Annotated in this window: 8 protein-coding genes; 2 read left to right on the forward strand and 6 right to left on the reverse strand. The window is 65.8% G+C overall.

All coding sequences use genetic code 11. From position 1 onward, the window contains the following. Positions 1–19 precede the first annotated feature (19 nt). The 6 genes from AC07TU_RS02330 to AC07TU_RS02355 all read right to left on the reverse strand — a co-directional run bounded on the left by AC07TU_RS02330 (position 20) and on the right by AC07TU_RS02355 (position 10,407). The gene (locus tag AC07TU_RS02330; protein WP_495186303.1) at positions 20–3,076 is read right to left on the reverse strand and encodes a TonB-dependent receptor; all 3,057 of its coding nucleotides are present in this window, start codon (positions 3,074–3,076) and stop codon (positions 20–22) included. A gap of 200 nt (positions 3,077–3,276) precedes the next feature. Next, entirely contained in the window at positions 3,277–6,486 is a 3,210-nt protein-coding gene (locus AC07TU_RS02335; RefSeq protein ID WP_495186304.1) for an amidohydrolase family protein, read from the reverse strand. 182 nt (positions 6,487–6,668) lie between these two features. Beyond that, positions 6,669–7,259, reverse strand: a complete 591-nt coding sequence (gene metW, locus AC07TU_RS02340) for a methionine biosynthesis protein MetW (protein ID WP_495186305.1) — start codon at positions 7,257–7,259, stop codon at positions 6,669–6,671. Further along, the gene (locus AC07TU_RS02345; RefSeq protein ID WP_495186306.1) at positions 7,256–7,690 is read right to left on the reverse strand and encodes a GNAT family N-acetyltransferase; all 435 of its coding nucleotides are present in this window, start codon (positions 7,688–7,690) and stop codon (positions 7,256–7,258) included. Before AC07TU_RS02345 ends, metW begins: the two co-directional genes overlap by 4 nt. After that, a complete protein-coding gene (gene metX / locus AC07TU_RS02350; protein WP_495186307.1) occupies positions 7,687–8,802 on the reverse strand; it encodes a homoserine O-acetyltransferase MetX in 1,116 nt (371 codons plus the stop codon). The genes AC07TU_RS02345 and metX overlap by 4 nt, the downstream gene beginning before the upstream one ends. Before the next feature lie 48 nt (positions 8,803–8,850). Further along, positions 8,851–10,407 carry a flavin monoamine oxidase family protein gene (locus tag AC07TU_RS02355; RefSeq protein ID WP_495186308.1) on the reverse strand — a complete coding sequence of 519 codons (1,557 nt, stop codon included), beginning with the start codon at positions 10,405–10,407 and terminating at the stop codon, positions 8,851–8,853. A gap of 87 nt (positions 10,408–10,494) precedes the next feature. Here AC07TU_RS02355 and hisC point away from each other — a divergent pair, with 87 nt between their 5' ends. Both hisC and AC07TU_RS02365 read left to right on the forward strand, forming a co-directional pair. Next, positions 10,495–11,625: a histidinol-phosphate transaminase gene (gene hisC, locus AC07TU_RS02360; RefSeq protein ID WP_495186309.1), complete on the forward strand. Its 1,131-nt coding sequence runs from the start codon at positions 10,495–10,497 to the stop codon at positions 11,623–11,625. Beyond that, positions 11,622–12,371: a prephenate dehydrogenase/arogenate dehydrogenase family protein gene (locus tag AC07TU_RS02365; RefSeq protein ID WP_495186310.1), complete on the forward strand. Its 750-nt coding sequence runs from the start codon at positions 11,622–11,624 to the stop codon at positions 12,369–12,371. Before hisC ends, AC07TU_RS02365 begins: the two co-directional genes overlap by 4 nt. Positions 12,372–12,438 lie beyond the last annotated feature (67 nt).

The raw sequence follows: 12,438 nt of genomic DNA on the forward strand, positions 1-12,438 counted from the left end.
GTACACCCCGATCCGAAGATCAGAACTTGTATTTGAGGCCCGCCTGGAAGCTGCGTGCGTTGCCGACCGTGCCGTTCTCGCGGAAGGACGGGTTGACGCCGCTGCCCGCGCCCCAGGACGAATAGTTGCGGTTGACCGTATCGAAGACGTTGAACGCCGCGAAGCTGGCCTCGAGATCATGGCCCCAGGGCATCTTGAAGTTCTTCGCGATGCGCAGGTCGAGCGTCTCATAGCCCAGGATCGTATCGGGGAAGAACACGCCGCCCATATTGCCATAGCAGCACGCCTCCTGCGGCTGGTTGGGCAGGCCGAAGATGACATTGCCGAACGCCGGGCCCGAGCTCATCGTCAGCGTGCCCGAGATCACCGTATCGAGCGGGCCGCGGAAGATGCCGGTGCCGACGAAACGGTATTTCTCGACCCCCTGCACCCAGCCCCAGCCATAGGCATCAACCGACGCGCCATTGTAGAACTCGTCATTATTGGCGAGTTCCTGCGCCACGTTGGTGCGGGCGAACTGCACGGTGAGCGCGGCGGAGAAGCCCCAGCGCGAATTGGCGGTGAACGGCTTCTCGGCGGTCAGGTAGATCGCGTTGTAGACCGCCTTGCCGCTGTTGTCGCCGATGTTGAGCTTGCCGTTGAACCCGGCCAGATCGCCCTGCTTCGCCGCGCACGCGGCATAGTCGACGTCGGGGAAATTGTCCTGGATCCAGGCATTGCCGCCATTGGTACAGCCGATCACGTTGCCGGCGCCGTCATATTGCAGGAGGCGCGTATACCAACCGTTCGAGAAACGGTTGCCGCGCACGAAGCGGAAGATGTTGTGGCTGCGGATGTGCGAATAGGTGATCGCGGTCTGGATCTCGCCGAACCGCTTGCGCACGCCGATGTTGAACTGATCCGAATAGGGCAGCTTGGTCTTGTTGTTGAGCAGCCAGATGTCGCCGCCCGTGCCCAGCCCGGCCGCCGCCGAACGCAGCGTATCGACGTTGCGGAACGCGGGGTTCCACACCAGCGTGCCGGCCGGAAGATTGCCGCCATTGCCGGCGCGCAGCGTCGCGCAATTGGCGATGCCGCCGGTTCCGCCCTCGGTGCAGAAATTGGCCTGCACGACGCGTTCGTGCCGGTTCTTGATCGTCTCGATCCCCGAGGTGATGAACAGCGGGCGGTCATAATAGCGCCCGGCACCGGCGAAGAAGACCAGGTCGCGATCGCCATTCACGTCATAGCTGATGCCGATACGCGGCTGGAACGCACCCCAGAACGGATCGCGATTCTTGCCGGTCGAGATATAGTCCTCGGGATTGATGCCGGCGGCCTTCCAGCCGGGATAATTCCGCAGTGCGGTCGCGACGTTATCCGGCGTCACGAAATTCTCGTTCTTGGCGTTGGTCTCGAAATCCCAGCGCAGACCGAGGTTGACGGTCCAGTGATCGTCGATGGTCCAGTCGTCCTGAACGAACAGGCCGATCTGGGTGTTGTCCGCGCGCCCCGGTTCGAACGGCTGGACGTTGATGCGGGCGCCATAGGGCGTGCTGCTGTCGAAACCGGTGAAGCCCGTGGCGTTGAAGAAATAGCCGCCGTTGCTGCGATTGTCCTCGAGCCGCTCATACTTGTTGATCGCGACCTTGGCGCCCGCCTTGATGGTGTGCGCGCCGCCATAGAAAGTGACGTTGTTCTTGATCGTCCACGATTTCTGGGAGTCGTTCTGCTCGAAACTGCCCGCACCGAGCGCCGCGACGGTGCCATAGTCGGGACCGGCCGACAGGATGATCTCGGGCCCGGCGCTTCCACGCCGCGCGCCGTTCTCGACGGTGCTGTACGACAGGAAGAATTCGTTGAGCCAGCTGTCGCCGCGATGGCTCCAGTCGAGCTGGAAGTTCTTGACCTTGTTGTTGATCGGGCCGCCATGGCTGGGCACCGACGTGCCGCCGACGCCGCCGATATTGGATTCGTCGCGGATGAACGCAGAGAGGTTGATCGTATCCTGTGACGAGGCGAACAGCGTCAGCTTGCCGAAATAGAGCTTCTGATTGAAATCGAGCGGATAGCTGCCGTTATATTGCGAGATCAGGTTCGCAGGCACCGGCGAGCGCAGGTCGACATTGCCCGACGGCTTGGTCTTGTCGGTCGCTTCGAACGCGCCGTAGAAATGCAGCACGTCCTTGATGATCGGACCGCCCAGATCGGCGCCATATTGCCAGCGGTTATAGTCCGGCTTCTCCCGCGTGCCGTCGCGATTATTGGCCTTGCCGGGCCGGTCGAAATAGGGCTGGCCGAAGAACGCCTTGGGCTGCCATTCGGCGAACAGCGTGCCGTGCAGCTGCTGCCCGCCCGTCTTGGTCACTGCGGTGATGATCGCCGAGCCGGCCTGCTCATACTCGGCCTTGAAGTTCTGCGTATTGACCGCGAATTCCTGGATCGCGAGCTGCGGGAAGGGGTTGCCCTCCGAGAAATTCTGACCCGACAGGCCGCCATGGTTGATCGGGTTCTTCATGCTGAGCCCGTCGATGAACACGTTGGTCTGGTCGGGGCTCACCGCGCCCGCCTGCACCTGCCGGTTGCTGCCCGGCGGCGACACCGACACGCCCGGCGCCAGGGCCGCGAAGTTCAGGAAGTTGCGGTCGTTCTGCGGTAGATTCTCGATCTGCTGGGGCGAGACGTTGGTGGTGACCGTCGCCGTGCGCACCTCGTTGCGGCCGCGGCGGCCGGTAACGATCACTTCGGCGCTGCCCGGGGCAGCGGCGTCCGGAGGCGCGATGTCATAGACGACGGTCTGGCCGACCGGAACGACGACGGTTTCCGCCTCGATGCCCGCCGCCTCGACGCGATAGGTGCCGGGACGCAGACCGGGAACGAAATAATTGCCATTGGCATCGACCGTCGCCGTAACCGTCTGCCCGGTGTTGCTGTCGGTGATGGTGACGGTGGTGCCGGCCGAGGCACCTTCGACATGGCCGCGCATCGCGGAAGTTGTCTGCGCGAAGGCCGATGAGCTGACCATCAGTGCGGCGGCAAAGGCGCCCGCCGAAACGCCACGGACGAGAATCGAACGTTTGCTACGGAAATCCGTCATCAATCTGCTCCCCTAAACACCGGTCCGATCGATTGGGATCGACGAATGTAACCGGTTACAATGTCGTTGGAGCTTTTAACATCTCCTGACACGCGTCTAGAGAAGCTGTTTATGACTACGTTGTCAATTGCATTTGTCGGAGGGGTTGACCAGAATGGGTAAAGTGGTCCGGGCATGCGATACCCGGACCATCGGCGCCTTTACTCCCACCAATAGGGCAGACGCTTCGCGGTTCCGGTCTCGACCTCGTTCATCGTCTTGGCATCGTAAAGGCGGCCGCCCAGCATCACCCGGCTGATCTTGTCGCTATTATGGATGTCGGCGGTGGGATCGGCGTCGAGCACGACCAGATCGGCGAGCTTGCCCGCCTCGATCGAGCCGATGTCCTTGGCAAAGCCCAGGGATTTCGCCGAATCGATCGTGCCCGCGCGCAGCGCCTCGACCGGGGTCATGCCGCCGCGCACGAACGACCACAATTCCCAGTGCGAGCCGATGCCGGCCTGCTGCCCGTGCGCACCGATCGCGACCAGCTTGCCCGTCGCCGCGACCTTCTTCGCTTCGCGCGCATTGTCATCGTCGACGAAATTGTCCTCGGGCGCCTTGGTCACGCGCATCGTGTCCGAGCGCAGCCGCGCGGGCGGCGTGTGGACCATCAGCGGGTTCTTCCACACATCGGTCGCCTGCCGCCAATAGGGGTCGCCGGCGAGGCCGCCATAGCTGACCACCAGGGTCGGCGTGTAGTTGGTGTCGCCCTGTCCGAACAGCTGCAGCACGTCCTTGTAGAAGATGTCGGCGGGGACATTATGCTCGAGCGTCGAATTGCCGTCGGCGATCAGGTTCATGTCCATGCCGAACAGCGACCCGCCCTCGGCGACCACCTGCATCCCTTCGGCACGCGCCGCCGCCACGACCATCTGGCGCTGTTCGCGGCGCGGCTGGTTGTAATTCTTCACCGAATGGCCGCCCTGCGCCTTGAGGCGGCGGACATGGGCGAGCGCATCCTCGTAGCTGTTGATCTCGGCATAGACGTCGGCGTTCTTGGCGCCGTAGACGATCTCGCCGGTGGAGAAGATGCGGGGCCCCAGGATCTTGCCCGCGCGCTGCATCTGCTGCGCGGCGAAGACGAGGCTCGCCTGGCTCGACGGATCATGGATCGTGGTGGTGCCGAGCGCGAGATTCTGGATCAGCGACCAGTTCTGTTGCGGCACCAGATCGTCGGTGCCGTACGGACCATGGGCATGGGCATCGACGAGGCCGGGGATGATCGTCTTGCCGGTGACGTCGATCGTCTTGGTGCCCGCAGGCAGCTGGATCGACGCCGTCGGCGCGACCTGGACGATCCGGTCACCCTCGATCACGATCGTCGCATTGTCGATGATCCCGCCATCGGTGCTCGCCCCAGAGCCTGCCATCGTGACGACGCGCGCACCGGTGAGCGCGACACGACCCGAAGGCTTCGCCGCCTTCACCTCGACCGCAAGCGAGGTGGTGCGCGGAGTCACGTTGGGCTTGGCGCCAGGCGCGCTGGCGAAGAAGCCGGTGCGATCGGCGGTGTAGAGCGTCGGCCCCATGCTCCAGTGGAGACGCGATCCGTCGCCCGACCAGTGGATATAGTCGGCACCGTCGGTGCTGACGCGGACCACAGGGAGCGCGTCGGCCTTGGGCCCGACCGAGACTTCCTGGCCGCCGGGCATCAGCGGCATCGCGAACACCTGATAATTCTGGCGGAAGGCGATGCTCTTGCCGTCGGGCGCGACGATATAGTCGTTGGCAAGCTCGCCGCTGGCATGGACGCGCTTGCCTTCGCCGTTCAGGTCTGTCGAGACGAGCTCAAGCTTGTTCTCGCCGGGGCTGGTCATGAAGAGGCGATCGCTCGACGCGCCGAACTGCGGCCGCGCCATGCCGCGCGCAACCAGTTCGGGCGCGCCGCCCGTGGCCGCGACGCGATAGACGCCGGGATCGTTCGACCAGACCGGCGCGGTGAGGCCGCCACCTGCCGCCTTTTCGAACACGATCGTCCGGCCATCGGGCGAGAATTGCGGGCGCGAGAAAAGGCCGGGCTGGGTGGTGACGTCCTTTGCCGCACCGCCGCTGGCGGACACGGTGCGGATGCGGCCGAGCTTGGCGTCGCTCCACTCGACGAAGACGATCGAGCGGCCATCGCGCGACCAGCTTGGATAGAGCTCGACCCCTGCATCCTCGGCAAGGCCGGTCAGACGCTTCGGTGCGCCACCGGAAACCGGGCGGATCCAGAGCTTGCCCATCGTCTCGAACACGACGTTGCGGCCGTCGGGCGAGACCGATGCGAAGCGCGTCATCTTCGTCGTGAACGCGGCGGGCGCAACCTCGATCTGCGGGTGCGAGGCGGTGGCGACCGTACGGCTGTCGGCAACGCGGAAGGGGATGACGGCCGCGTTCGATCCGTCGGCATCGACGCGGCGGATCTTGCCATGCGCCCAGAACACGATCGACTTGCTGTCGGGCGTCCAGTCCATGTTCGGATAGACGCCGGTGACCGCCCAGGTTTCCTGCACGTCCTGGTCAAGCGCGTCGTAAATCTTGCGCTCCTCGCCCGAGGCGAGGTCGCGGACATAGAGCTTCGAGCGCGTCGCCTCGCGCCGGACGAAGGCGATCTTCTTGCCGTCGGGCGAGGGTGTCGGGCGCACCGAGCCGCCAAGCCCGGAAACCGCGGTCGTGGTCTCGCCGCTTTCGAGATCATAGCGTTCGATGTTGAACAGGTTGGTGTTCGAATCCTGCGCGTACTCGAAGATCGGGCCCGGCGTGATGTTGCGCGTGAAGAAGACCGACTTGCCGTCGGCGGCATAGACCGGCTCGCCCAGTTCCTTCTGCACCCGTTCATTGGCGCGCTTGACCAGCTTGACGCCGCTGCCGCCCGAGACATGGTAGAGCCACACCTCGCCCGTGCCGAGCGAGCGGCCGGTGGTGAAGTGCTTCTTGGCGACGATATACTGGCCGTCGGGCGACCAGCTCGGCTGGTTCAGTAGGCGGAAATCTTCCTTGGTCAGCTGGGTCTTGTCGCTGCCATCGGCGTTCATGATCCAGATATTGTCGCCGCCGCCGCGGTCCGAGGTGAAGGCGATGCGGCGGCCATCAGGCGAGAAGCGCGGATGGACTTCCCAGGCCAGCCCCTCCGCGATCCGGGTCGGCGTGCCCCCGGCGATCGGCATGGTGTAGATATCGCCGAGCAGGGTGAAGGCGATCGTGCGGCCGTCGGGCGAGACATCGACATCGATCCAGGTGCCTTCGTCGGTTTCGATCTTCGCCTGTTTCAGCGTCGCGCCTTGCGGCGCATTGACGTCCCATTTGGGCTTTTCGGCGGGCTTGTCCTGCGCCTGTGCCTGCCCGAGAACGAAAAGCGCGGCGAGAACGCCGGCGACCGAGTGACGCATCCGAAAACTCCCTGACCCTGTTGTCAGGCGGGAGTGGTAACGGGCGAAACCGCCCGCGTCACGTTCTTGCTTGGAGTTGCGGCGCCGGCCTGCTCCCCCACCCGGCCACCCATAGAATACACTGGCGTTGGGTGGCCGGGTGGAGGAGCGGGCCGGCGCCGCTTCGGCGTGAGCCGAAGAAGCTACCTTCGGAGAAGAAACACGGCGTGCTCGGCGCGGAAATTGGCAGCGGCGGCGCTGGTGCGCTGGTCGCCCGACAGGAACCACGCCTGTTCCAGCGTGATCCCGCGCTCCCGGACATAGGCGCGGAAATCGTCGACGGTGACGTGGTGGATGTTGGGCGTCTCGTACCAGGCGACGGGCAGCAGCCGCGTCACCGGCATCCGCCCGCCCCACAGCAGCGACACGCGCACGCGCCAATGCGCGAAGTTCGGGAAGGAGACGAAGGCCTGGCCACCGATGCGCAGCAGGTGATCGAGCACGAGATGCGGGTACATCGTCGTCTGCAGCGTCTGACTGAGGATCGCATAGTCGAAGCTGGCGTCGGGATAATCGGCAAGGTCGCGATCGGCGTCACCCTGAATCACCGAGAGTCCGCGCGACACCGCGGTCGCGACATTGACCGGATCAATCTCGAGCCCGCGCGCATCGCACTGGCGATCGTCACGCAAAGCCGCCATCAGCGCGCCGTCGCCGCAGCCGACATCGAGCACGCGGCTGCCCGGTGCGACATTGGCGGCGATGATTGCTAGATCGGGACGAAGCGCGGTCATGCCGCACCCCGCTGGTACACGTCGGGATCGTGGCGCTGCATGAACAACTCCGGCTGGGCGATCGGCTGCCAGCCGAGCGCTGCATAGACGCCATGCGCATCATGGGTTGCCAGCATCCAGCGGCGCAGACCCTGCAGCTCGGCATGATTGTGGAGTGCCTGCACCATCTGCTTCGCCAGTCCCTTGCCGCCATGATCGGGCAAAACGAACACATCGGCGAGATAGGCGAAGGTGGCGCGATCGGTGACGACGCGCGCGAAACCCACCTGCACCCCGTCACGATAGGCGCCGACGCAGATCGAATTGGCGATTGCGCGCGCCAGTGTTTCACGCGGCATACCCCGCGCCCAATAGCTCTGGGCGATGAAGCCGTGGATCACGTCGAGCTGAAGCCGCGCCGGATCGAGACTGATGTCGTAGCCCGACGTCATCGCCCGGCCTTCAGGAAACCGTCGACCACGCGGTTCAATTCGGGCGCCTCGAGCAGGAAGGCGTCGTGGCCGAAAGGCGAGGACAATTCGACGAAGCTGACCGGTGCGCCTGCGGCGTTGAGCGCATGGACGATCGCACGCGAATCGCGCGTCGGATAGAGCCAGTCGGTGTCGAAGCTGACCAGGCAGAAGCGCGCCTTGGTCTCGCGAAAGGCATTGGCGAGCAGGCCGCCATGCTCCTCGGCGAGATCGAAATAATCCATCGCGCGGGTGATGTAGAGATAGGCATTGGCGTCGAACCGGTCGACGAACGACAGGCCCTGATGGCGCAAATAGCTTTCGATCTGAAAGTCGGCATCGAAGCCGAACGACTTGGCTTCCCGCGCCTGAAGCCGCCGCCCGAACTTCTCGGTCAGGCCCGCTTCGGACAGATAGGTGATGTGCGCCGCCATGCGCGCGACCGCTAGGCCGGCTGCGGGCGGCTCGCCGTCATAATAGGCGCCGCCGTTCCAGCGCGGGTCGGCCATCACCGCCTGACGACCGACCTCATGGAAGGCGATGTTCTGCGCCGAATGCCGCGCTGTGGAAGCGATCACCACCACGGCTTCGACGCGATCGGGAAAGGTCGCGGGCCAGCTCAGCGCCTGCATCCCGCCCATCGACCCGCCGACCACCGCCTTCAGCCGCCCGACGCCGAGATGATCGAGCAGCATCGCCTGCGCGCGGACCATGTCGCGGATGGTGATGACCGGGAACTCCATGCCCCAGGGCTTGCCCGTCGCCGGATTGACCGTGGCGGGGCCCGAGCTGCCCATGCAGCTGCCCAGCACATTGGCGCAGACGATGAAGTGGCGTTCGGGATCGACCGGCTTGCCCGGCCCCACCATCCGCGTCCACCAGCCCGGCTTGCCCGTCACCGGATGCGGTGAGGCGACATGCTGGTCGCCGGTCAGCGCATGGCAGAGCAGGATCGCATTGCCGCCATCGGGTGCGAGCGTTCCATAGGTCTCGTACGCGATCTCGACCGGCGACAGCAACGCGCCACCGTCGAGCCGGAGCGGCCCGGGCAGGGTAATATGGCGCGAAAGGCCGAAACGCTGGTCGTCTGACATGCGGGTCTGACTAGGGACGCGAAGGCCAGCGTTCAAGCGGCGCTCCAATTATCTGGAACGGCGTGCACGTGCGGCAATCACCGCCTGCGCCGCCAGCCGCCCGGTCTGCGCGCCGCCGTTCATGAAGCCGACCCATGCATCCGAGACATGTTCGCCCGCAAAGATCAGCCGGCCGGCCACTGCCTGTTGCCGCTCGGCAGCATCGTCCGATTCGATCCAGAACAGACCGCCGAAGCGGGTAAGCTGACCGGGCGCGCTGTTGGTATAGGCGCCGAGCGTCAGCGCATCCTTGCACCAGTTGGTGCGGCGAACCATGCCGCCTGCCACTGCCGCCGCTATCCCGGGCACGGCGGACTCGGTGCGCTGCGCAAAGGCGGCGGCGAGCGCCTCGGGCCCGGCAGCGGCCGCCGCGACCTGATCGCCGCCGAGGAACCAGTTCCACACAGGCTTGCCGCCCTCGATCCCCTGAAGCGTCCCGTCCCAGCCCAGTGCAAAGGGCGATGCGGTGTTCCAGAGCTCGCCGCCCGTGCCGAGCACATCGGCCCAGGGCGTCGTCGAGGCGGTGACCTGCACCTTTTCGTTCCGGCCAAGGTCGGCCTCGCGCACGAACTCCCTCCAGCGCGCCGGGAGCGGAACGGCGAAATCGATCTGGCGCAGGATCGGCGCAGGGACGGCAACGATCACCATATCGGCCGTGACGTGCGTGCCATCGAGGAATTCGAGCCGGACGCCGCTTCCGGTCTCCCGGATCGCCTGCAGACGCCGACCGGTCTCGATCCGGTCGCGATGCGCGCCGGCGATCGCGCCTGCGAGCCGGCCCGATCCACCGGCGATGACATAGCGTTCGTCGCTGCCCGCCAGCACCTCGACATGCTCGCCCTTGACCGTGGGCAGGTTGAAGATGAGCTGGAGCGCCGAAGCCTTGTCGGGCTCCGAACCATATTCGGTGCGGATGCTCGATTCGATCAGCGCACGGACACGCGGATCGCGGATCAGCGCCGCATGACGGTCGAGATACTCCGCGACCGAGAGCCGGTCGATCGCCGCTGCGGCACGGGGGCTGGCATCCACCGCCTCCGAGTCGCGCGCGATCCGTGCAGCGAGCGGGGCCAGAAGCCGGGCAAGCTCGGCCTGCGACGCGACCGCACCGTCCGCGAGGATCACCGAGTGATGCGGGCCGGACTTGCGGTCGACCAGCGGCACCGCGAATTCCTTTGCGAGCGCGTGCATGTCGGCATGGTCGGTGTTGACGAGCTGGCCCCCCGCCTCGAACAGCTGCCCTTCGGCAGTGCGCTGGGTGTACATGCGCCCGCCGAGGCGGTTGCGCGCCTCGTACAGCCGGGCGTCGATACCCGCCCTCGTCAGATGATGCAGCGCCGAGAGTCCGGCGATTCCGCCGCCGACGATCGCCACCCGGCCCGAAGTCGGCAATGCAAGCGCAGGCGCAGGAAGCCCCGCCGCGACGCCGCTCGCCGCCATCCCCTGAAGCAGCGCGCGGCGGCCGATTCCGCCATGACCGACACGCGGCGCCGCCTTGCCCCGCGCCGCCAGATCCTGCCGCCGTGCCAGCTGCAATGCCCGCCACAGCGTGTCGCTTCCCCGCATCCATCGTCCCCTGTTCGAAGCGGGGCTTAGCACAGAGCAATTTCGCAAACCTTGCCATTCTTACCCGCATCGGCCATCGCGCGCGCCATGAACGCACTCGTTTCAAAGCCGCAGCCCAAGCCCTGGATCATGGACATCGCCCCCTATGTGCCGGGCAAGTCCAAGACCGATGACGGCCGCAAGGCGATCAAGCTCTCGTCCAACGAGAATCCGCTCGGCACCTCGGAGAAGGCACGCGCCGCATTCGCGACCGCTGCGAACAGTCTCGAGCGCTATCCCGATGCGAGCGCAGTCGAGCTGCGCGAGGCGCTGGCCGAGCTGCACGGGCTCGACGCCGCACGGATCATCTATGGCAACGGATCGGACGAGGTGCTTCACCTCGCCGCGGGCGCATTCGCCGGGCCGGGTGACGAGATCATCTACGTCAATTACGGCTTCACCGTGTATCCGATCGCAACCAAGCGAGTCGGTGCGACCCCGGTGGTCGCTGCCGATGCCGACTATGCGACCGATGTCGATTCGATCCTTGCCAGCGTCACCGACAAGACGCGGGTCGTGTTCGTCGCCAACCCCAACAACCCGACCGGCACCTATGCCAGCCGCGAGGAAATCGCCCGGCTGCACGCCGGCCTGCGCCCCGACATCCTGCTGGTGCTCGACCATGCCTATGCCGAGTATATCGAGGGCGAGATCGACGATGGCGGCATGGAACTGGCGAAGACCCAGCCCAACGTGCTGGTCACGCGCACCTTCTCCAAGCTCTACGGCCTTGCCGCCGAGCGGATCGGCTGGGGCTATGGCTCGGCCGAGGTGATCGAGGCGATGCACCGCATCCGCCTGCCCTTCAGCATCACCATCGCGGGCACCGCAGCGGCGATCGCCGCGCTGCACGACGACGAATTCGTCGCGCATACCCGCAGCCACAATGCGCAGTGGCGCCGCTGGTTCGCGGACGAGATCGCCAAGCTCGGCAATGCCGGCCTGCGCGCCGTGCCGAGCCAGGCGAATTTCGTGCTGGTGCTGTTCGAAGGCGCGCTGACCGCCGAGGCGGCCTACAAGGGGCTGATGGACGAGGGCTATATCGTCCGCTGGCTGCCCGGCCAGGGCCTGCCCCATGGCCTGCGCATCACCATCGGCACCGAAGATGAGACGCGCGCGGTCGCGGCGATCCTGAACAAGCTGGTGGCGGAGACGCAACAGCCCGCGACCGCGGGATGAAGCGCTTCGGAATCATCGGCTTCGGCCGGTTCGGGCAGCTCGCGGCGAAGCATCTGCGCGATCATTTCAGCGTCGTCGTGACCGATATGGCGGATGTCGGCGAGGCCGCGGCAGCAATTGGCGTCGCGACCGGCACGCTGGCGGACACCGCTGACTGCGACGTGGTGATGCTCGCGGTCCCGGTACAGGCGATGGCGGCGACGATCGCCGCGATCGCGCCGCTGGTGCGGCCGGGTGCGCTCGTGCTCGACGTCGCATCGGTCAAGATGCTGCCCGCACGCTGGATGCTCGAAGCGCTGCCCGAAAGCGTCGACATCGTCGCGACCCACCCGCTGTTCGGGCCGCAGAGCGCCCGCAACGGGCTGGAGGGGCAGCCCCTGGTCGTGTGTGCGGTACGTGGCGAGCGGCATCACAAGGTCGCCGAATTCGGGCGCAGCCTCGGCCTTGCCGTCTCGATCACCACCGCCGAGGAACATGACCGCGAGATGGCCTATGTCCAGGCGCTGACCCATCTGATCGGGCGGGCGCTGGTCAATATCCGCATCCCGGACGAGGAGCTGAAGACCAACAGCTACCAGCATCTGCTGGAGCTGTGCGGGCTGATCCGCGACGACAGCAAGGAGCTGTTCTTCGCGATCCAGAACCTCAACCCCTATGCCGAGGAAATCACCCGCCAGTTCATCGCCGAGGCCAATGGCCTGCTGGCGGAGAGCCTGAAGGCGGGGAATCGCAGCGCGGCGGATTGAATTGGTTGCGGCACCAGCCCGCTCCCCCACCCGGCCACCCAACGCCAGTGTATTCTATGGGTGGCCG

The sequence above is a fragment of the Sphingomonas sp. GW821-FHT03E12 genome (assembly GCF_059420685.1).